The following is a 19,462-nucleotide window of genomic DNA, read 5'->3' as shown; positions in this document are numbered from 1 at the left end:
CCAAGCCGGGGATCGGGACGGGGCGGGGTCAGTCGTCGCCCGCCTGCTTCTCTTCCTTCAGCGCGTCCTCATGGGTCTTGACGACCTCGCCGTCGCGGATCTCGCCCCGCCAGCCCTCGACGTCGTCCCGCTGGAGCATCGTCCGCGTCATCATGTGGCGCTCGATGTGCTTGAAGTCCAGGCGGAGCCGGCGGCCCTGGGCGCGCCACAGGTTCGCGGTCTTCTCCAGGAACCCGTCGGGGTGGTACTCGGCGACCAGCAGGATCCGGGTGAGGTCGGGCGACAGCTCGTGGAACGTGACCGCGCCGTCGACGTAGCCCTTCGGTCCCTCGGACTTCCAGAGGATCCGCTCGTCGGGCACCTGCTCCACGATGGTGGACTCCCAGTCACGGTGGGACAGGAAGATCTTGGCGCGCCAGTTGAGCTTCTCGTCGGACTCCTGCTCGACCTTCTCGACCTTGCTGGTCATGCTGGGGAACTCGGCGAACTGCGTCCACTGGTCGTAGGCGACCCGCCGCGGCAGCCCCACGTCGAACTTCTCGACGATGTTGATGACCTTGGCCTCGTCCTCGCCGCCGCCCTTGCCGTCGCCGCCTCCGACGGCGTTCTTGGCGGTCTCCTTGGCGCCGGTCATGCCCGCCTTGAGTCCGGCCTTGAGCGGCGACTTCCCTTCCTGCAGGCTCTCGACGCCGCTGGCCGCCATCTTCGCGCCGGCACCCCCGCCGGAGTCGGCGAGCCGCTCGGCCATGTCCTTCACCGGACCGGTCGCGCTCTTCAGCGCCTTCACCATCAGCGCTTGGAGGAGTTCCTGCCCGGCCTCCTTGAGCTTGTCGATGGGAAGTCCGTCCGTCGCGCCGTTGCCGGACTCGCGCTTCTCGGTGGTGTCAGTGTCGGAAGAGCTGGTTCGAGCCATCGTCACCACTCCGTCCTCGTCGTGATGCCGGTCATTGTCAGAGATGCCGGATTCACCGGCGATGAGGGATGCGCATAGCTATGTTCGCCACGTCGCCTCTACCCCTTTTATGCAACATAGCCCGTAGCGCGCGAGCCAACGTCCAGAGATGCACTGACCTGCGGAAACAACGATCTACACGCGCCCCGGCACGGCACCGTTCCGCGTCGCCACAGGGGGCGCCGGCCGTTCGCCGCACGGAGTCGGCCGTTCGCCGCAGGGGGCCGTCCGGCGGCGTGTCGGCGCGTATTGAAACGGTTAAAAAGCCGGGGGTGAAATCGCCCCGAGCCCGCGGCCGCCCCAGCGGTCGCGGCGGCGATTCGACATCGCATAGGAGAACCTCCTTGAAAATGCATTACAAAGCGGCGATAGCCGTCATGGCGGGCGTCATGGGCACCGGCGTCGCGACCGCGCCGGCCGCCCTGGCGGACGCGGGCCGGACGGGTCCGGACCGGGTCTCGGCCACGGCCCACGTCGCCAACGCCTACCCCAAGGGCCGGGTCATCTCCCGCCACCGGCTCGCGATCCGGAGCCGGCCCACCACCCGCTCCCGGCGCCTGGGCTCGCTGCGCCCGGGGCAGATCGTCGACATCAAGTGCTGGGCGCTCGGCCAGTCCGTCAGGGGCGACCGCACCTGGTACCGGCTCGGCATCAGCACCCCGGAATGGGTCGCCGGGCGCTACATCAGGATCATCAAGGGCCGGGTGCACCACTGCTAGGCCCTCTCCGCCGCGTGCGGCGGGCCGCCTGCCCGGCCTGCCGCACGCGGCATCGCGCCGCGCGGACGGCACGCGAAGTTTCCCGAGCCATGAATGCCCCCTGATAAGGCTTCGGCGCGGCGTGGGCATCAATCACCGGTGAGCACACCGATGTACACGACGGACCGCATCCCGGACGACCAGGAAGGCGTCACCACGCTGGGGATCAGGGCGGGCCAGCCCGCGTCGAGCCCCGAGTCCGCATTCACCAACCTCGAACGCGCCAGCGCCGACCTCCGGCCCGACGCGGTCATGGGGGTGTGCCTTCTCGCCGTCCCGAACGTGGTGGGCCGCACCGACTTCACCACGACCGACGTCATGCGCATCAACACCGAGACCCAGTACATCGCGTACGGAACGTGCGTCCGGTTCGAAACCTGATGAGCGGATCGGCACCGGCGAAACGCCCGCGCCGTCCGCGCCGGCCGTGCCAAGGTTCGCCGTCACCACGGGCAAGACTGCGTCCGTCCTGCTCAGGCCCGGTTTCACCGGCGCGGCGCCCGGGGTAGATCGGCGCTGATGACCGGGGGGACGCGATGCCGCAGCAGGGACAGCCGCAGGACGTGCTGGCGCCGCCCGCGACGGCGGCGATCTTCCTGGTGGTGACCGTCCGGCCGGGCGGCGAGGACGCGGTGCGCGGGCTGCTGCCCGACATCGCGGGGCTGACGCGCGCCGTGGGCTTCCGGGCCCCGGAGGACGGCCTGAGCTGCGTGACGGGCATCGGCGCGCACCTGTGGGACCGGCTCTACGGCCCGCCCCGCCCGATCGGCCTGCACCCGTTCCGGGTGCTGACCGGCGCCGTCCACACGGCGGTGTCGACGCCCGGCGACCTGCTGTTCCACCTGCGGGCCCGCCGCGCGGACCTGTGCTTCGAGCTGGCGCGGCGGCTCATGTCCCGGCTCGCCGGGCACGCCGACGTCGCCGACGAGGTGCACGGCTTCCGGTACTTCGACGAGCGGGACCTGCTCGGCTTCGTCGACGGCACGGAGAGCCCGTCGGGCCCGGACGCCGTCGCCGCCGTGACCGCCGGCGACGAGGACCCGGCCTTCGCCGGCGGGAGCTACGTCGTCGTGCAGAAGTACGTCCACGACATGCGGGGTTGGAACTCCCTGCCGGTCGAGGCGCAGGAACGGGCGATGGGCCGCGAGAAGCTCAGCGACATCGAGCTGCCGGACGAGGTGAAGCCGTCGAACTCGCACGTCGCGCTGAACACGATCGAGGACGCCGACGGGACGCAGCACCAGATCGTGCGCGACAACATGCCGTTCGGCTCGATCGGCGCCGACGAGTTCGGCACCTACTTCATCGGCTACGTCGGTGACGTCGCCGTCATCGAGAAGATGCTGGAGAACATGTTCATCGGCGACCCGCCGGGCAACCACGACCGCATCCTGGACTTCTCGACGGCGGTCACCGGCGGCCTCTTCTACGTGCCCACGGCCGACTTCCTGGACGACCCGTCGCCCCGCCTCGCCCTCGCGTCCGCCGAGGCCGCGGCCGGCCCGCCGCCACCGCCGCACGCGGACGGCCCGGCGGGAGGCGGCCCGGCCGGAGACGGCTCGCTCGGCATCGGCGGCCTCAGGAGGAACGGCACCGCATGAACAATCTGCACCGCGAACTCGCCCCGGTCTCGGAGGCGGCCTGGACCGACCTCGAGGCCGAGGTGCGCCGGACCTTCACCCGGCACGTCGCGGGCCGCCGCGTGGTGGACGTGGTCGGTCCGGCGGGCCCGGCGCTGTCGGCCGTCGGCACCGGGCACGTCGACCCGCTCGGCTCGCCCGCCGACGGGGTGCTGGTGCACCGGCGGCGGGCCCAGCCGATCATCGAGCTGCGGGTCCCCTTCGAGGTCGCCCGGCAGGACGTGGACGACGTCGAGCGCGGCGCGCGCGACCCGGACTGGCAGCCCGCGAAGGACGCCGCGAAGCGGATCGCGTTCGCCGAGGACCGCGCCGTCTTCCACGGCTCGGGCCCGGCCGGGATCACCGGGATCGTGCCCGGCGCCTCCAACAGCGCGCTGCCGCTGCCGGCCGACGCGCGGCTCGTCCCCGACACCGTCGCCAAGGCGCTGAGCGCGCTGCGGCTCGCCGGCGTCGGCGGCCCGTACAGCCTGCTGCTGTCGGCGGAGGCGTACACCGCGGTCGCGGAGACCACCGACCACGGGTACCCGGTCCACCACCACCTCGCGCGGCTGCTGCCCGACGGCGAGATCATCTGGGCGCCCGCGCTGGACGGGGCCCTGCTGGTGTCGACCCGCGGCGGCGACTACGAGCTGCATCTCGGCCAGGACCTCTCGATCGGCTACCTCTCGCACGACGCCGAGCACGTCCGGCTCTACCTGCAGGAGACGCTGACCTTCCTGTCCGTCACGGCCGAGTCGAGCGTCCCGCTCAGCGCGGAGGGGCGGCACGCCTAGGGCGGCGGCCCGGTACTCGTGCCCTCGGTCTCGCGGCGAGCGGGGACGCCTGGGCTACGTGCCCGCGAGGTCGCGGCGCAGCCGTGCGACGAGGGCCTGGAGGCGTCGGCGCATGTCGTCCGGTTCCAGCGTCGGGCTGATGGTGCCGTGGGTGGGGACGACCCGCGTGAACGCGTGGCGGCCGAGCCGTTCGAGCGAGTCGACCTGGACGGGCCATGAGTACCAGCACATGTACGGCTCCGCGCCGAGGTCGTGGCGGTAGGGGTCCCATCCGAGGGAGTCGCCGGTGAAGAGGGTGCCGTCCTGCGTCAGGTACATGACGTGGCCTTCGGTGTGCCCCGGCGTGGGGATCGCCAGCACGCCGGGCACGACCTCCCGGGGGTCGGCGCCCGTCAGGATCCGGTCGGCGAACGGAGCGGCGTCGGCGTCGGCGGCATGGACGGCGACCTGCGCGCCGAACGCCTCGGCGTAGCGGTCGGCGTCGCCGACGTCGTCGCGGTGGGTCAGCAGGATCGCCGTGAGCCCGCCGAGCGATCCGATCCACGCTTCCAGCGCCGAGGTGAAGCGCGGCGAATCGATGAGCACGTTTCCGGCGGCGCCTTGCACGACGAAGGCGTTGCCGCCCGCGGCCTTGGGCGAGTTCGAGCCGGTCCGCCAGACGCCGGGGGCGATCTCCAGGGGATGATGCCGCGGCCACCTCGCACCGGACGCGGTGCCGATGGACCGTGAAGGGCACACCTCGGCCGCGAGCTGCGCCAGGCGGACCTCGTCCTCGGTGGCCGGCTGCCGCGTCATGACGAAGCGCCGGCCGTCGCTCGCCAAGGTGAACAGCGCGGGAGCGATCGAGACCGCGCCGCCGCAGCCGATACAGCGATCGTCCACGTACCAGTCTCCGGCCGCGCTTTCCGGATGACGCCTGTCGCCGCGAGCCATGCCACCAACCTAGGCCCCTCCCCAGCGGCGGGCCACCCGGCCGCCGGCGACGGCCGCGCACGGGCGCCCGCGCGCGCCGCCTCGCCGGGGCGCGGAAACGATCATCTGGCGGCCACTCGCGCGTCACCGGCCGCGACGATCATGACCGCATGAGACGTCCCCTTCTCGCCGCGGCGCTGTCCGCCGCCGCCGTGGCCGCCCTCGCCGCCCCAGCCACGGCCTCCGCCCCCACCGCCTCCGCGCACGCGCCCCTCCCCCTCGGTCCCTCCGGCCTGCACGAGCAGCGCGAGACGGAGCGGCTCGCGCCGGGGGTCACGCTCACCTCGATCGTCCGCGGCGAGACGTCGGACGCCGATTTCTGGACGCTGCACGTCCGGCTGTCCGTGCCGGGCAACGCGTCCGCCGTGATCGCGCCCGAGGCGACCGCCGAGGACGCCGCACGCCGCCTGGAGGCGGCCGGGCTGCACCCGCGGGTCGAGGCCGTGGACGGCCCGCGCTTCGCCGACGTGCCGGCCGGACGCGTCGGCTACGTCGTCCGGGTCGGCCGGTACGCGACGGAGGCCGACGCGAAGAAGGACCTCCCGGCCCTCACCGCCGCCGGGTTCTCGGCCGGCACGTCCTACACGGCCGAGGACGGGACGGCCGCGACCGGCCCCTGGCGCCTGCACGTCATCACCGTCGACCCCCGCCGGTTCGGGGGCCGCGTGGTCTCCTCCGTCGGCGGCACGCTCACCGCCACCGACAAGGTGTCGGACCTGGTACGCGACAGCGGCGCCGTCGCCGGTGTCAACGGCACCTACTTCACCTCCGCCGGCAAGGGCGGCTCCGCCGGGCTGCACGTGCTGAACGGCGAGCTGACCAGCGAGGCGAACAACGGCCGCACCGCGATGATCCTGCCGCAGAGCGGCCGCGGCGTGCGGTTCGCGCAGCTCGGCACCGAGCTGCGCGTCCGCGCCCAGGACCGCGCGGCCCGCGAGCTCGACGGCGTCGACCGGCTGCCCGGGCTCGTGGACAACTGCGGCGGTGTCGGCGGCGACCAGCCGACCGAGCGCCCGCAGCACGACGTGACCTGCACCGACCCCGACGAACTCGTGGCCTTCACGCCGGTGTACGGGGCGTCGAGCCCGGCCGGGGCCGGCGCGGAGGCCGTCCTCGACGCGTCCGGCCGCGTCACGGAGCTGCGCGAGTCGCGGGGCACCGCGATCCCGGCGGGCGGGCGCACCGTCCAGGCGATCGGGACGGCCGCGGACTGGCTGCGCGCCCACGCCCGCCCCGGCACGCGGCTCGCGATCTCGGAGCGGGTGCTCGACCACGGCCGCCCCGTCCGCCTCGACCCCCGGACGTCGATCCTCGGCGCCGGCCCGCAGCTCGTGCGGGACGGCCGGGTCTGGGTCGACGCCTACGCCGACGGGCTCGTCCACACCGGCGGCGACCAGTCGTTCTACTACAACTGGGTGCTGCGCCGTAACCCGCGCACCATGGTCGGCGTCGACCGGAGCGGGCGGCTGCTGATGGTCGCGGCGGACGGCCGCGAGCCCGGCTACAGCGAGGGCCTGTCCATCGAGGAGGCCGCGAAGGTCATGCGGTCGCTCGGCGCGGTCCAGGCCATGAACTTCGACGGCGGCGGCTCCACCACCATGGCGACGGCGGGCGGCGCCCTCGTCAACCGCCCGTCCGACGCCGCGGGCGAGCGCAGCGTGGGCGACGGGATCCTGCTCCTCCCCGGCCGCGGCTGACCGCCGGCCCCGCCCGGATCGCCGCGCGTGCGGCGATCCGGGCGACGAGCAACAAGCCGGTTCGCGGGTAACAAGTCGGGCCGCGAGCGATGAGTCCGGGCGGCGCGGCCGGTAAGTACCGGCGAGCACCGACCGAGAGGAACACCATCGTGAGCGTCATCGTCATCGAGTTCGTCACCCTCGACGGCATCGTGTCCGACCCGGACGGATCCGGCGGCACGCCGCACGGCGGCTGGGCGTTCCGGCACGGCCCCGGGACGGTCGCCGGTGACAAGTTCCGGCTCGGCGCCGTCCTCGACGACGGGGTCATGCTCCTGGGGCGCCGGACCTGGGAGCTGTTCTCGCGGCTGTGGCCGGGCCGCGACGACCCGTTCTCCGCGCGGATGAACGCGGTCCCGAAGCTGGTGGCCTCCCGCACGCTCGCCGACGCCTCCGCGTGGCAGAACTCGCGGGTCCTCCAGGGCGGCCTCGCGGAGGCCGTCCGCGGCGAGCGCCGCGACGTGGTCGTCACCGGCAGCCTCAGCGTCGTGCGGGCGCTGATGGCCGAGGACCTCGTCGACGAGTACCGGCTGCTGACCTTCCCGACCGTCCTCGGCACCGGCGAGCGGCTGTTCCCGGCCGGCGGCCCGCCCGCGTACCTGGAATGCCTGTCGGCCGAGCAGACCGGCGCCGCCGTCCTCTCGCGCTACGGGCGGGAGACCGACCCGGTGCCGGTGCCCTAGCGGCCTCAGTTCTCACTCGGCATGGAGGACGGCACCGCGGCCGGCACGCCACCGTCGCGCTCGATCCCGCGGACGCCCCGGGCCTGGCCGGGACCGCCGCGGCGGTCGTGACCACGCTCCCTGAGGGTCAGCCCAGCCGTTCCTCGCGCCGGCGGATCACCTGTATCAGGTCCGCGGCCCGCTCCTTGATGAGGTCGAGCCCGGCATGGCCCCAGGGGCGCGGCTCGCGGTCGATGACGCAGATCGTGCCGAGCACCGTTCCCGTCCGGTCGATGAGGGGAGCGCCGACGTAGGTGCGGATGCCGAGCTTGTCGACGACCGGGTTGCCGGCGAACCGCGGGTAGTCGCACACGTCGTCCAGGACCAGCGCCTTGCGCCGCACGACGACGTGCGGGCAGTAGCCGTGGTCCAGCGGTGCCTCCCGGCCGAGCTCGACGGCGTCGGCCGGGTCGGCGCCCGGCTGCCGCGGCGCGTACAGGCCGCCGAGGTACTGCTGGTCGGTCACGAAGTTCACCATCGCGAACGGCGGCAGGTCGGTGCCGGCGAGGTGCCGGGCGGCCTCGGCGAGGTCGCGGGCGAACGCGTCCAACTCGGCGTCCGGGGCCTGCCCGAGCCGCAGTTCCCGCAGCCGGACGACCCGCTGGGGCACCTCGGGGTCGACGGGCGTCAGCAGGTGGCCGGACGGTTCGTAGAGCGGGTCCTGGATCACGGGGGCTCCTGGGGCGGGTCGGCGCTGGAGGCGGGGTGGTATCGGACGGAAGCGGTGTCAGACGGCGGCGGACGGGACGGCGACAAGGAGATGGCTGATCAGCGCCCGCAGCACCGCCGTCGCGGAGCCGCCGTCCCGCGCGTCGCAGAGGACGATCGGCACCCGCGGGTCGAGCCCGAGCGCGGCGCCGACCTCGTCCGGGGCGTAGCGGAACGCGCCGTCGAACTCGTTGACCGCGACGAGGAAGCGGGTCCCGCGGTTCTCGAAGAAGTCGACGGCCTCGAAGCAGTCCGCGAGCCGGCGGGTGTCGGCGAGCACGATCGCGCCGAGCGCGCCCGCGGACAGCTCGTCCCACATGAACCAGAAGCGCTGCTGGCCGGGCGTGCCGAACAGGTACAGCACGATGCCGTGCTGCTCGATCGTGATCCGGCCGAAGTCGAGGGCCACGGTGGTGGTGGACTTGCCCTCGATCCCGCCGAGGTCGTCGGAGCCGGCGCTGGCGGTGGTGATGAGCTCCTCGGTGTTCAGCGGCTCGATCTCGCTGGCGGCGCCGACGAACGTCGTCTTCCCGACGCCGAACCCGCCCGCGATGAGGATCTTGACCTGCGTCGCGGACGGCGCGGACGCGTCAGGCTCGTTGAAGGCCATCGAGCAGTTTCTCCAGGAGGGCTCGGTCGGTGGGGTCGGCCGCGGTGCGCCGCGCCCGCGTGCTCATGGCGCGGCAGTCCAGCAGGTCGGCGAGGAGGACCTTGGTGACGGTCACGGGGAGCCGCAGGTGCGCCGCGACCTCGGCGACCGACGTCGGGGCGCGGCAGCAGGCGAGCGCCTCGGCGTGCTCCGGGGCCAGTTCAAGGGGGCGCCGGCCGGTCGCCACCACCAGCGACAGCAGGTCGAGCCGGACGGTCGGGCGGGTGCGGCCGGCGGTCACCGTGTACGGGCGCACGAGCGGCCCGGCGGCGGCGTCGACCCAGATCTCCTCGCCGCCGGCCGTCATGGCGAGGGGGCTCGGTCGTTCGCCGCGGCCGCCGGCCGCGCCGCGGTGTGCAGGAACGGCCGTACCGCGCGGATCAGCCGGGCCATCTCGAAGCCGACGACGGCCGGGTCGGCGTCCGCGCTCGTCATCACCGCGAGCACGGAGTTGAAGCCGGCCCAGGAGATGAACAGCTGGCTCGACCGGAGTTCGGCGACGACCTGCCGGACCTCGTTGCTCCCGTCGAACCTGGTGCCGGCGCTCCGGGTGATGGAGAAGAGGCTGGAGGCGAGCGCCGCCATCTGCTCCGCGCTGGTGCGGTCGAATCCGTGGGCCGCTTTCAGCATGCCGTCGGCGGACAGCAGCACGCTGCCGCGGATGGCCGGGACCTCGTCGCCCAGCCCCCGCAATAGCCAGGCGAGATCCTGCTCCTCGTTCGGGGGCACAGCATTCAATGGGAGCTCCTCGTCATTTCCTGGTGGCTCGTCATTTCCCGGTGTCCGGCCCGTCCACGGCGCCGTCATTCTCCAGGGCGCTGCGCATGCCCTTCTGGAATGCCGCCATCAATCCCGGATTGTGCTCGGCCTCCTGGTCGGGCTCCCGGTGGACGGGGGCGTTCGCCAGTTCGGGCGACAGGTGCTTCTGCGCCTGGCGGCGCGGCAGTTCCGGCCGCTCGCCGTCCGGCTGCGGGACGGCGGGCCCGGCGGCCTGGACCGGCATCGGCGGCTGCGGCCCGGTCTCCCATGTGGGCGCCGCGGGCCGGTGGGGGGCTCCGGGTGCGGGTTCCGGCCGCGGGGGTGCGGCGTGCCGGGGGCCGGGCGGCGGCCCGGCCGGGGCCGGTGCGGGGGCGGCGCGCCCGGCCTGCGCCGGGGTCTCGGCCTCCTCCGGCCCGCCCGCCAGCTCCGTCGGGATCACGACCACGGCCTGCGTCCCGCCATAGACGTTGGTCTGGAGCTGGACGCGGACCTTGTGCCGGCGCGCCAGCGCGGAGACGACGTGCAGGCCGATGCGCCCCTCGCCCAGCAGTTCCTCGGTGTGGCCCCGCTCATGGTCGGCGAGCAGCTCGTTCAGCCGCCGCTGGTCCTCGCGGGGGATGCCGAGGCCGCGGTCCTCGACCTCGACGGCGAGGCCGGCGGCGACGCTTTCGACGCGGACCAGCACCTGGGTGTGCGGCGGCGAGTACTTCGTGGCGTTCTCGATGAGCTCGGCGAGCAGGTGGACGATGTCGGCGACCGCGCTGCCGTGCACGCTGCCCTCGGCGGGCGGCACGACCTTGACCCGCTTGTAGTGCTCCACCTCGGCGATGGCCGAGCGGAGCATCTCGTACACGGTCACCGGCCGGGTCCACTGGCGGCGGGACGCGGCCCCGCCGATCACCGCGAGGCTCTCGGCCTGGCGGCGGGTGCGGGTGGCGAGGTGGTCGACCTTGAACAGCCCCTTGAGCAGGTCGGGGTCCTCGACCTGGTTCTCCAGCCCGTCCAGGCCCTGGATCGCGCGGTGCGACAGCGACTGCATCCGGCGGGCGAGGCTGACGAACACGCCGACGCGCCGGTCGCCGGCCGCCCGCCGGCTCGCGGCGTCGAGCACCGCGTTCCACGCCTCGCCCTGCGCCCGGCGCAGCTCGCCGGCGAGCTGCGCGGCGGGGTCGCCCGGGTCGGCGGGCGGCGGGTCCTCGGTCCAGCGGGCGACCGGTTCGCCCGCGCCCAGCCGGTCGGCCATCTCCCGCAGCTCGCGCCGGCCGCGCGCGGTCAGGAAGGCGAGCTCGCCCAGCTTGCGGCGCACGGCCTCCAGGTCGCGGCCGGCGCCCTGGGCCCGGTGCCGCTCCACCCGCCGGGTCGCCGCGTCCGCCGCCCACGCGGCGGCGAGCAGGACGGTGACGGTCCCGAGCGCGGCGACGACCAGGACGGTGCGCGCCGACCGCGGCGGCGCGCCGCCGTCGTACAGCGCGGCGACGGCGACGGTCCCGAGGAGCCCGACGGCGGCCGCGGGAAGCACGGAGATGGACAGATGGACGACGCGCATGCCGGTCTGGCGGTGCCTGCCGTAAGCAGGGGTCCTGTCGTAACGCTGGACGTCCCGGCGATCGGCCCCGGCGGCGGGTTCGAAGAAGTCAGGCATCGGCGTCCTCGGTACATCGGACTTTGAAGATCAATAAACTGAGCGGTACGAATTCGTCCGCCCACGGCCGCATCCAGGCTGACACAATGCCTCTACGAGGACGCGCGGAATGCCGAGATTCCAGCGATCCGGGTGCGATTTGCTGTAATTAGTCCGCAATGTCGCACTCACCCTTGACCGCGGATTGTCGCCCTGCAAAACACCATCTCAGCGCATATGGCGTTCTGAAACGGTAGGGAACGGAGCGCTATTGGAATGGTCCAATAGCGCTGGCGGGACCGCGTTTCAGCGGGCGGGCGGCGGGTCCCGGCGCACGCGCGTCCAGGGCCAGGTGATCACTGCCCAGCCCGCCAGGAGGATCAGGACCTCGGCCAGCACGTACCACGGCCAGGGGCCGAGCAGGTCCAGCGCCGAGCCGGTGGTGGGCTTGGCGTTGAGGTAGCCGTAGTTCGTCCCGGCGATCTCGTTGAAGACGAACGCGCCGGCGGCCCACGCCACCGTGACCGCGACCGCGAACCGGTAGGAGCGCCAGTCCGGCCGCATCCCCAGCCCCCAGGTCAGGTACACCGCCGCCCACACGATCATCAGGTGCATGCCCCAGAAGGCCAGATAGTCGATGTCGGGGTAGTCGCCGCCGTTGAGCGCCGGCGTGAGCAGGCCCTGCACCGACAGGGTGAGCCCCCAGTAGTAGGTCAGCGCGTACCAGCGGCGGCCGAGCGTCCACAGCGCGCCGGCCGCGGTCAGCCAGGCCACGTCGCACAGTTGCAGGGGCAGCGACCCGCCGATCCGCCACTCCGCGGGCAGCAGGGTGTGCACCTGCGTGCCGACCATCACGAACAGGATCGCCAGCGCGTAGGCCCGGCCGAAGCCCTTCGCCTGCTCGCCGGGCGCCTCGCCCGGCTCCGGCGCCCGCTGCCCGCGGCCGAGCACCACGAGCACGGCGCAGCCGATCGCGAACACCCCGAGCACCGCCCAGTGGGACGGCCCGTACGCGACGAAGCGACCGGCTGCGATCAGCGGCATTCGGTGATGCTAGCCGCTCGGGCGCCGCCGCCGGCCGAGCCGCTACGGCGAGAGTGTCGGCAGGGGCCGTTAGGTTCCGGGGCCATGATCGAGACGGTGGACATTCCGGTCGAGTGGCGCGAGCACCTCCATCCCCGGCACGGCGGCGTCGCCGGGCCGGACGTCGTTCTGGACGAGAAGGCCGCACGGCGGGCGCGCGAATGGGACCGCGCGGCGCGCCCGATCGCCGCGGAGATGGCGGCGCACGAGCGCACCGCCCCCGCCCTCCGGGAGGCCGTGCGGGCCTGGCTGGACGGCGTGGCCGACCCGGTGGGCGCGGCGGTCCTGGCCGCCGTCGCGGTGAAGTACCTCGACGACGTCGACGGCGCCGCCTTCGTGGACGCCTGGGTCCTGGACCATGGCCCGGCGTTCGCGGCCTGCGCGCTCACCGAGGCGTCCTCCATCGCCCTCGGCCCGCGGCCGAGGCCGGCGACGCCGGGGCCGGACGGCGTCATCCGCGTCGTCGTCCACAGCTACACGGTCCCGCCGAAGGGATGGCGTGGCGAGCTGCGGCGCACGGCGTCCCGGGACCACTCCCTCGACCATCGGTGGATCGCCGAGGACGCCGCGGTGAAGCGGCTCCGCGCGCTGCTGGCGGCGGCTCCCGAGGACGAGTACCGCGACGCCGTCGCGCGGCTGGCGGCGCACCGCGGCGACCCGGCGAGGCGCCGCACGGCCTCCTACCTGGCCCCGACCGAGTCGGCCTGGATGGACGAGGCCCTCGCCGACCGGTCCCAGACGGTTCTCGGGCACGACCACCTGCTGTGCTCCGCGTCCACCCCCGACCATGTCGGCCGGATGGGCTGGACGCCGGTGTCGCCGGGCGTGCTCGCGACGCTGCTCGACGGGCTGGGCGCGGACGCCTTGCCGCTGCTCGAACGCGCCCTCGCCCACGACTGCCGCCACATCGACGAGGCGCGTCCCCTCGTGCTGAAGGCGCTGCTGGGGATCGCGGACGAGGGGATCTTCCCGATCCTGCTCGGCAATATGGGGATCAAAGGCGTGCCGGCCGCGCTCGAGGAGGCGGCCGATCGGTATCCGGTGGAGGCGGTCCGGGCGCTGGCGCCGTTGGTCCACGAGGGGTCGGTCCGGGGGCTGCAAGCGGCCGGGCTTCTGCGGGGCCTGCTGCACGCGCGGCCCGACCTGGCGGAGGCGCTGCCGCAGGGGACGGCGGAGGACCTGCTGCCGCGCCCGGCCGTCCCCGACTGCGACGACCTGCCCGCCGTGCTGGCCGGCAGGCCCGCCCGCGGTACGAAGACCGACTGGGCCGACCCGGGCTCGCTCCCGCGGATCCTCACCCGCGACCGCGACCGGGCGCTTCCCGCCGACGCGACGAAGCGCCTGCTCGGGCTGCTCGCCAGGAAGGCGCCCGAGGCCGCGGACGTCCGGGACTTCTGCGACCGGCATTCGCTGGCGGAGTTCTCCTGGGCGCTCTTCCAGCGCTGGTACGCGCTCGGCGCGCCGACCAAGCACAACTGGGCGCTCGCCCAGCTCGGCCTGATCGGGGACGACACGACGGTGCGGCGGCTCACTCCGCTGATCAAGCAGTGGCCGGGCGAGGGCGGGTCCGCCCGCGCCGTCGCGGCGCTGGACGTGCTGGCCGGGATCGGCTCCGACGTCGCCCTCGCCCACCTGTTCGAGCTGACCCGCCACGGCAGGTACAAGGGGTTCAAGGCGAAGGCGGCGCAGAAGATCGACGAGATCGCCGCCGCGCGCGGCATCACGCCGGACGACCTCGCCGACCGCGCCGTCCCCGACTTCGGCCTGGACGGGAAGGGCACGCTCGTCCTGGACTACGGCCCGCGCCGGTTCACGGTGACGTTCGACCAGCAGCTCGTCCCGCTGGTCGTGGAGGCGAGCGGGAAGGTGCGCAAGAGCGCGCCCAAGCCCGGCCCGAAGGACGATCCGGCGCTCGCCCCGGCCGCGCACGCGCTGTTCACCGGCCTGCGCAAGGACCTGCGGACGATCGCCGACCGGGAGATCAAGCGCCTGGAGAAGGCCATGATCGCCCGGCGGAACCGGACGCCGGACGACTTCCGCCGCCTGTTCGTCGAGCATCCGCTGCTGGGGCACATCGTCCGCCGGCTGGTGTGGATCACCGATGACGGCACCGCGTTCCGCGTCGCCGAGGACCGCACCTACGCCGACATCAACGACGACGCCTTCGCACCGGCGCCGGACGCCCGGATCGCCATCGCCCACCCCCTGCTGTTGGGCGATGACCTCGACGCGTGGGCGGAGCTGTTCGCCGACTACGAGATCCTGCAGCCGTTCGAGCAGCTCGGGCGCCCCGTCTACCGGCTGACGGACGACGAACGGAGCGCGCGCAGGCTCGCCCGCGTGGAGGGTCTCGTCCTGCCGTACGGCAAGGCGAAGGGCCATTCGCAGGGGCGCTGGGAGTCCGTGGACGCCGACGGCGCCTTCGCCGGGGGATGGCTCGCGCGGCGCGACCCGGCGGGCCTGTACGTCGTGGCGGGCCTGAGCCCCGGCCTCGGCCACTACATGTACGGCGAGGGCGATGACCAGGAGATCACCTGCCTGTGGGCGGGCCCGGCCCCGGCCCGCGAGCCGCAGGACTCCGTGCCCCTCGGCGACGTGGATCCGGTGACGATGAGCGAGGCCGTCCACGACCTCGTGCGCAGCGCATCCTGACCGTCGCCGCCCTCTTGGCCGGACCCGGCACGCGGGTGACGTGAACCACTCAGATGAGACAATGATGTCTCATACGAGGTAGCATCGTCTCATGACGTTCGATCGCGAGCGGGTCCTCGCCGACGCCGCGGAGCTGCTGTCCCGGAAGGCGACCGCCACCCAGGACGAGATCGCGCACGCCGCCGGGATCAGCCGCGCCACCCTGCACCGCCACTTCGCGGGGCGGGACGGCCTCGTCCGCGCGCTCAAGGAGCTGGGCCTGCGCCGCCTGGAGGCGGTGATGGACGAGGCCCGCCTCGACGAGGGCACCGCCGCCGACGCGCTGGTGCGGCTGGTCGAGGCCAGCCGCCCGGTCGCGGCGTTCCTCGGCTTCCTCGCGACCGAGAACCAGCTGTTCGAGGGCGAGCAGATCAACGCGGGCTGGGAGCGGCTCGACGCGCGCATCGCCGCGCTGTTCCGGCGCGGCCAGGAGTCCGGCGAGTTCCGCATCGACCTCTCCCCCGCCTGGCTCACCGAGGCCCTCTACGGGCTCATCGCGTCCGCCGCCTGGGCGATCCAGGCCGGCAGGACCGCGCCCCGCGACTACACCGCGATGATCACCGGGCTGCTGCTGGGCGGCGTCGAGCGCCGCCGGAAGACTTCGTAAGGACCGTGCCACCATGACCACCGCGCCGCCGCACGCGCCCGTGCGGCACGACCGCGCCCCCGGCCGCTGGGTCTCCCTCGGCGTCCTCGTCCTCGCCGTGCTGCTGGTCGCCGTCGACGCGACCGTGCTGGGGCTCGCCACCCCGTTCATCAGCGAGGACCTCCGGCCGTCCGGCGCCCAGCTGCTGTGGATCGGCGACGTCTACTCGTTCGTCATCGCCGGCCTGCTGGTCTCGATGGGCGGCCTCGGCGACCGCATCGGGCGCAAGCGGCTGCTGCTCGCGGGCGCCGCCGCGTTCGGCGCCGTCTCGGTGCTCAACGCCTACGCCACCGGCCCCGAGCTGCTCATCGCGGCCCGCGCCCTGATGGGCGTGGCGGGAGCGACCCTGATGCCGTCGACGCTGGCGCTGATCCGGAACATCTTCACCGACCCACGGGAACGTTCCATGGCGATCGGCGTCTGGGCCTCCAGCGTCTCGGCGGGCGCCGCCGTCGGCCCGCTGGTCGGCGGCCTGCTGCTGGAGCACTTCTGGTGGGGCTCGGTCTTCCTGATCAACCTGCCGGTGATGGCCGTGCTGGTCGTGGCCGGTGCGCGGCTGCTGCCGGAGTCGAAGGACCCGTCGCCGGGGCCGTGGGACCTGCCGAGCGCCGCCCTGTCCCTCGTCGGCATGATCGGGACGGTCTACGCGATCAAGGAGGCCGCGGCGCACGGCTGGTCCGCGCAGGTCGGCGCGGCCGCCGTCGCGGGCGCCGCCGCCCTCGCCTGGTTCGTCCGCCGGCAGCGGACCCTCGCCTCGCCGCTGATCGACGTCCGGCTGTTCCGCGACCGCGGCTTCAGCACGGCCGTCGCCGCCGACCTGCTCGCCGTGCTCGGGCTGGCGGGGCTGGTGTTCTTCCTGTCGCAGTTCTTCCAGCTCGTCCAGGGCCGCTCGCCGCTCGAGGCGGGGCTGGCGGAGCTGCCCGCCACCATCGGCTCCATCGTCACCGGGCTGCTCGCGGCGCTGGCCGTGCGGCGGACGTCGGTCCGCACCGTGGTCGCGGGCGGGCTCGCGGCCATGGGCCTGGCGCTGGCGCTGCTCGCCGGCCTGCACGCCGGCACCGGCTACCCGCTGCTGTTCGCGGCGCTGCTGCTCGCCGGGGCCGGCGCCGGGTTCGCCTTCGCGACGACGTCCGACATGATCGTCTCCCTGGTGCCGAAGGAGCAGGCCGGGGCCGCGTCCGCGGTCTCCGAGACGGCCTACGAGCTCGGCGCCGCGCTGGGCATCGCGCTGCTCGGTTCGATCACCACCGGCGTCTACCGGGGCTTCGCGACCCCGGACGGCGTCCCCGCCGGCGCCGCCGCGGCGGCGCACGACTCGATCGGCGGCGCCGCCCAGGCGGCCGCCGCGCTCGGCGGTCCCGAGGGCCAGGCGCTCATGGAGGCGGCCCGCGACGCCTTCGCCGCGGGCCTGCGCTACACCGCCGGTGTGGGCGCCGCCGTCCTGCTGGCGACGGCCGTCGCCGCCTGGATCCTTCTCAAGCCGCAGCGTCCGGGCGCCACCGCCGACTGAGGCCCTGTCCCGGACCCGGCCGGGCGGGACGGACGGCGGAGCGCCGTCCGTCCGGCCCGCCCTCAGCGGTGCGAGGGGTTGTAGCCGAGGCCGCGGAGCTGGTCCGCGGCGAGCCGGGAGACGTTGTGGTCATGGTCGGTGGACGCGTACTGGTGGATCGTCCACTGCTTCCATGGGGACGGGGCGGTCACCCGTCCCGGCGCCTTCCCGTAGTGCGCCACCCACAGGGGATAGCCGGCGAGGCCGTCGCCGTGCTCCTGCGCGAACGACCACGAGCTGTAGAAGAACGCCTTCACGCCGGTCTTCCGCTGGACGTGCTCCAGCCAGCGCTTGGCCCACGCGTTGACCTGGTGGTCGGACCGGCCGTCGGTCGTCTCCAGGTCGAGCATGAGCAGGTCGCCGGGCTGGAGGCCGGCGGACGCGACCGCCGACAGGAAGTGGTCGGCCTCCCGCACCGGGTCGTTCTTCGGATGCCCGTAGTGGTACGCGCCGCGGACCAGGCCGTTCTGGCGGATCTTCGCCCAGTTGGCGGCGAAGGTCGCGTCGTCGTGGCCGGTCCCCTCGGTGGCCTTGGCGATGCCGAACGCGAGGCGGCCGCCGCCCCAGTCGACGCCCCGGTCGTAGGTGGACACGTCCACCCCCTGCGGGAGGGACCTCGACCGCTCGACGGCATGGGACGGGGCCGCCTTCGGCGCGGCGGCATCGGACGGGACCGCGTTCGATGGAGCGGCGTTCGATGGAGCGGCGTTCGATGGAGCGGCGTCGGACGGGGCGGCCAGGTGGAGCAGGGCCCCGCCGGCGATCGCCGACGCCGCGAGCAGCTTCGCGAGCCGTTTCATCGGTCCTCCTCCCTTGTGGCGGGTGCCGTGGTGGCCGCCGTCGTCGCGCGCCGGTGCTTGAGGAAGACCAGCAGCGAGAGTGTCAGGAAGAGGACCGCGCCGACCGCGCTCCACAGCTCGACGGGCGGACCGTCGGTGGGAGCCGGTCGGGTATAGGCCATCGCGGCCGTCTTCGCGCCGCCCCCGGATGGGGGGCCGCCGTGATGCGCCGGTGCGGTGGTCGGCTTGCGGCCGATCGGGACCTTCTCGGGGTGCCCGTAGCCGACGACGTCGTCCTGGTCGCGGACCTTGCGCTTGACGAACCGCCCGTCGACGTTGCCCTCGATGGTGTGGATCCGCCCGCCGTCGACCTTGGTGACGATCCCGACGTGGTCGATGCCGTCGATGCCCTTGCCTCCGGACCAGTCGTAGAAGACCAGCGCGCCGGGGGCCGGTTCGGCGTCGAACGCCTTGTGCTTCTTGAAGAACGCCGCGTGCGAGGGCGTGTAGGCGTACGTCCCGACCTGCTTGGCGACGCCCGCCTTCGTCGCGCCCCAGACGAGGAACATGTCGCACCAGGCCGCGTTCGAGAAGTCGTAGGAATGGTCGACGTTCTTCGAGTACCAATCCCCGAACTTGGTGTAGCCGCCTCCCTTCTCCGTGTACCCGAGCTCGGACTCGAGGTTCTTGATCATTTCTTGGATGCCCGTGTCCAAGGGCCGTCCACCTCTCCTTTTCCGCCTGCCGGGTTAGCTGACGGGTTCGGGCCAGGAGACGGCCCTATCGCTGGCGACCAGCGGATTCACCCCAACGAACCTGGGTCCCCGGCTCCCTCTGGAGGGATTCGGCGGCCGGCCGGACTTCGGCCGATGCGGTGGAGACTAAGCACGAAATAAGGGCGTCACCAAATTTCCACGGCAAATAAATTATGCATAAAAAGGCACGCCGGAAAGCGAAATCCCCGGCGCCGTCGCGGTTCGCGGGCGGACTTTTTCATGCACCCGGGTGCCGCATCAACCGATCGGTGGACCCGCCAGGTCGCCCGGACGGCGCGCGCCGTTCCGACCATCACCGGATGGGACCGGGCCCGCCGGCGGCGATCGTGGTCCTTGAACGGCCGGAACCGAGCACGAGGAGGACGTCCGTTGAACGACACGATCGGCGCGGCGATCCGCCTGCGGCGCCGCGCGCTGGGCATCACGCAGGCCCGGCTGGCCCGGATGGCCGGCCTCGACCAGCCGGCGGTCTCCCGCCTGGAGTCGGGTTCGCGCCTCCCGCCGCTGCCGGTGCTGGAGCGCGTCGCGAACGCTCTCGGGCTCCGCCTCATCATCGGCCTGGAGCCGCCGGCGGCACCGCCGGACGACCCCGCCGCGCCGCCACCGCGCTGAACGGGCCGGGCCCGGCGGCCCCGCCCGCCGCCCGGC

Annotated in this window: 20 protein-coding genes and 1 riboswitch; of the genes, 10 read left to right on the top strand and 10 right to left on the bottom strand. The window is 73.6% G+C overall.

The features are described from left to right. Positions 1–28 precede the first annotated feature (28 nt). A complete protein-coding gene (locus amrb99_RS02050) occupies positions 29–913 on the bottom strand; it encodes an SRPBCC family protein (protein ID WP_190851454.1) in 885 nt (294 codons plus the stop codon). A 389-nt stretch (positions 914–1,302) separates the two neighbouring features. Here amrb99_RS02050 and amrb99_RS02045 point away from each other — a divergent pair, with 389 nt between their 5' ends. From amrb99_RS02045 to amrb99_RS02030, 4 genes are all read left to right on the top strand, one after another. Beyond that, positions 1,303–1,671 (top strand): SH3 domain-containing protein, encoded by a 369-nt coding sequence (locus tag amrb99_RS02045; RefSeq protein WP_190851451.1) that lies wholly within the window; start codon positions 1,303–1,305, stop codon positions 1,669–1,671. Positions 1,672–1,809: 138 nt separating this feature from the next. After that, positions 1,810–2,091, top strand: a complete 282-nt coding sequence (locus amrb99_RS02040) for a hypothetical protein (RefSeq protein WP_190851449.1) — start codon at positions 1,810–1,812, stop codon at positions 2,089–2,091. Positions 2,092–2,246: 155 nt separating this feature from the next. After that, a complete protein-coding gene (locus amrb99_RS02035; RefSeq protein WP_190851447.1) occupies positions 2,247–3,311 on the top strand; it encodes a Dyp-type peroxidase in 1,065 nt (354 codons plus the stop codon). Further along, complete coding sequence (locus amrb99_RS02030; RefSeq protein WP_190851445.1) at positions 3,308–4,123, top strand: family 1 encapsulin nanocompartment shell protein; 816 nt, start codon at positions 3,308–3,310, stop codon at positions 4,121–4,123. Before amrb99_RS02035 ends, amrb99_RS02030 begins: the two co-directional genes overlap by 4 nt. A gap of 54 nt (positions 4,124–4,177) precedes the next feature. Here the strand turns inward: amrb99_RS02030 and amrb99_RS02025 are convergent, their stop codons facing one another. Beyond that, positions 4,178–5,005 (bottom strand): ferredoxin, encoded by an 828-nt coding sequence (locus amrb99_RS02025; RefSeq protein WP_190851442.1) that lies wholly within the window; start codon positions 5,003–5,005, stop codon positions 4,178–4,180. Between the two features lie 200 nt (positions 5,006–5,205). Here amrb99_RS02025 and amrb99_RS02020 point away from each other — a divergent pair, with 200 nt between their 5' ends. Then, complete coding sequence (locus amrb99_RS02020) at positions 5,206–6,792, top strand: phosphodiester glycosidase family protein (protein ID WP_190851438.1); 1,587 nt, start codon at positions 5,206–5,208, stop codon at positions 6,790–6,792. Positions 6,793–6,941: 149 nt separating this feature from the next. Next, positions 6,942–7,514: a dihydrofolate reductase family protein gene (locus amrb99_RS02015; RefSeq protein ID WP_190851427.1), complete on the top strand. Its 573-nt coding sequence runs from the start codon at positions 6,942–6,944 to the stop codon at positions 7,512–7,514. A 127-nt stretch (positions 7,515–7,641) separates the two neighbouring features. Here amrb99_RS02015 and amrb99_RS02010 read toward each other — a convergent pair whose 3' ends face one another. From amrb99_RS02010 to amrb99_RS01985, 6 genes are all read right to left on the bottom strand, one after another. Further along, positions 7,642–8,223 carry a GAF domain-containing protein gene (locus amrb99_RS02010; protein ID WP_347256498.1) on the bottom strand — a complete coding sequence of 194 codons (582 nt, stop codon included), beginning with the start codon at positions 8,221–8,223 and terminating at the stop codon, positions 7,642–7,644. Positions 8,224–8,280: 57 nt separating this feature from the next. Next, a complete protein-coding gene (locus tag amrb99_RS02005) occupies positions 8,281–8,871 on the bottom strand; it encodes an ATP/GTP-binding protein (RefSeq protein ID WP_190851425.1) in 591 nt (196 codons plus the stop codon). Further along, on the bottom strand, positions 8,852–9,217 hold the full coding sequence (locus amrb99_RS02000; protein WP_190851422.1) for a DUF742 domain-containing protein: 366 nt from the start codon (positions 9,215–9,217) through the stop codon (positions 8,852–8,854). The genes amrb99_RS02005 and amrb99_RS02000 overlap by 20 nt, the downstream gene beginning before the upstream one ends. Then, positions 9,214–9,639 carry a roadblock/LC7 domain-containing protein gene (locus tag amrb99_RS01995; protein ID WP_347256514.1) on the bottom strand — a complete coding sequence of 142 codons (426 nt, stop codon included), beginning with the start codon at positions 9,637–9,639 and terminating at the stop codon, positions 9,214–9,216. The genes amrb99_RS02000 and amrb99_RS01995 overlap by 4 nt, the downstream gene beginning before the upstream one ends. A 40-nt stretch (positions 9,640–9,679) precedes the next feature. After that, on the bottom strand, positions 9,680–11,311 hold the full coding sequence (locus amrb99_RS01990; RefSeq protein WP_190851416.1) for an ATP-binding protein: 1,632 nt from the start codon (positions 11,309–11,311) through the stop codon (positions 9,680–9,682). A 285-nt stretch (positions 11,312–11,596) separates the two neighbouring features. Continuing rightward, positions 11,597–12,334 (bottom strand): TIGR02206 family membrane protein, encoded by a 738-nt coding sequence (locus amrb99_RS01985; RefSeq protein ID WP_190851413.1) that lies wholly within the window; start codon positions 12,332–12,334, stop codon positions 11,597–11,599. Between the two features lie 84 nt (positions 12,335–12,418). Here amrb99_RS01985 and amrb99_RS01980 point away from each other — a divergent pair, with 84 nt between their 5' ends. From amrb99_RS01980 to amrb99_RS01970, 3 genes are all read left to right on the top strand, one after another. Further along, positions 12,419–15,025 carry a DUF4132 domain-containing protein gene (locus tag amrb99_RS01980; RefSeq protein ID WP_190851411.1) on the top strand — a complete coding sequence of 869 codons (2,607 nt, stop codon included), beginning with the start codon at positions 12,419–12,421 and terminating at the stop codon, positions 15,023–15,025. Between the two features lie 91 nt (positions 15,026–15,116). Beyond that, positions 15,117–15,671: a TetR/AcrR family transcriptional regulator gene (locus amrb99_RS01975; protein ID WP_190851409.1), complete on the top strand. Its 555-nt coding sequence runs from the start codon at positions 15,117–15,119 to the stop codon at positions 15,669–15,671. A 13-nt stretch (positions 15,672–15,684) separates the two neighbouring features. Beyond that, positions 15,685–17,220: an MFS transporter gene (locus amrb99_RS01970; RefSeq protein WP_190851407.1), complete on the top strand. Its 1,536-nt coding sequence runs from the start codon at positions 15,685–15,687 to the stop codon at positions 17,218–17,220. A gap of 62 nt (positions 17,221–17,282) precedes the next feature. Here the strand turns inward: amrb99_RS01970 and amrb99_RS01965 are convergent, their stop codons facing one another. Together amrb99_RS01965 and amrb99_RS01960 are read right to left on the bottom strand one after the other, a co-directional pair. Then, positions 17,283–18,059, bottom strand: a complete 777-nt coding sequence (locus tag amrb99_RS01965) for a glycoside hydrolase family 25 protein (protein WP_190851404.1) — start codon at positions 18,057–18,059, stop codon at positions 17,283–17,285. Then, positions 18,056–18,733, bottom strand: coding sequence for a CHAP domain-containing protein (locus amrb99_RS01960; RefSeq protein WP_241755166.1), 678 nt, complete (start codon positions 18,731–18,733; stop codon positions 18,056–18,058). Before amrb99_RS01960 ends, amrb99_RS01965 begins: the two co-directional genes overlap by 4 nt. A 27-nt stretch (positions 18,734–18,760) precedes the next feature. After that, positions 18,761–18,898: riboswitch (cyclic di-AMP (ydaO/yuaA leader) on the bottom strand. 285 nt (positions 18,899–19,183) lie between these two features. On the opposite strand from amrb99_RS01960, the gene amrb99_RS49790 reads away from it, so the two are divergent. After that, the gene (locus amrb99_RS49790; protein ID WP_206699756.1) at positions 19,184–19,426 is read left to right on the top strand and encodes a helix-turn-helix transcriptional regulator; all 243 of its coding nucleotides are present in this window, start codon (positions 19,184–19,186) and stop codon (positions 19,424–19,426) included. The last annotated feature ends 36 nt before the right edge of the window (positions 19,427–19,462 follow it).

The sequence above is a fragment of the Actinomadura sp. RB99 genome, from assembly GCF_014706005.1.
Taxonomy (GTDB): Bacteria; Actinomycetota; Actinomycetes; order Streptosporangiales; family Streptosporangiaceae; genus Spirillospora.
The sequence above is the reverse complement of the archived record's forward strand: the minus strand, read 5'-3'. Positions and strand labels throughout refer to the sequence as shown.

Bases quoted from the DNA above. Each gene is read 5' to 3' on its own strand.
- amrb99_RS01975 (WP_190851409.1), top strand. From the start codon at position 15,117: ATGACGTTCGATCGCGAGCGGGTCCTCGCCGACGCCGCGGAGCTGCTG.
- amrb99_RS01980 (WP_190851411.1), top strand. From the start codon at position 12,419: ATGATCGAGACGGTGGACATTCCGGTCGAGTGGCGCGAGCACCTCCAT.
- amrb99_RS02045 (WP_190851451.1), top strand. From the start codon at position 1,303: ATGCATTACAAAGCGGCGATAGCCGTCATGGCGGGCGTCATGGGCACC.
- amrb99_RS02005 (WP_190851425.1), bottom strand. From the start codon at position 8,871: ATGGCCTTCAACGAGCCTGACGCGTCCGCGCCGTCCGCGACGCAGGTC.
- amrb99_RS01970 (WP_190851407.1), top strand. From the start codon at position 15,685: ATGACCACCGCGCCGCCGCACGCGCCCGTGCGGCACGACCGCGCCCCC.
- amrb99_RS02020 (WP_190851438.1), top strand. From the start codon at position 5,206: ATGAGACGTCCCCTTCTCGCCGCGGCGCTGTCCGCCGCCGCCGTGGCC.
- amrb99_RS01985 (WP_190851413.1), bottom strand. From the start codon at position 12,334: ATGCCGCTGATCGCAGCCGGTCGCTTCGTCGCGTACGGGCCGTCCCAC.
- amrb99_RS02030 (WP_190851445.1), top strand. From the start codon at position 3,308: ATGAACAATCTGCACCGCGAACTCGCCCCGGTCTCGGAGGCGGCCTGG.
- amrb99_RS01990 (WP_190851416.1), bottom strand. From the start codon at position 11,311: ATGCCTGACTTCTTCGAACCCGCCGCCGGGGCCGATCGCCGGGACGTC.
- amrb99_RS02050 (WP_190851454.1), bottom strand. From the start codon at position 913: ATGGCTCGAACCAGCTCTTCCGACACTGACACCACCGAGAAGCGCGAG.
- amrb99_RS02035 (WP_190851447.1), top strand. From the start codon at position 2,247: ATGCCGCAGCAGGGACAGCCGCAGGACGTGCTGGCGCCGCCCGCGACG.
- amrb99_RS01965 (WP_190851404.1), bottom strand. From the start codon at position 18,059: ATGAAACGGCTCGCGAAGCTGCTCGCGGCGTCGGCGATCGCCGGCGGG.
- amrb99_RS01960 (WP_241755166.1), bottom strand. From the start codon at position 18,733: ATGATCAAGAACCTCGAGTCCGAGCTCGGGTACACGGAGAAGGGAGGC.
- amrb99_RS02000 (WP_190851422.1), bottom strand. From the start codon at position 9,217: ATGACGGCCGGCGGCGAGGAGATCTGGGTCGACGCCGCCGCCGGGCCG.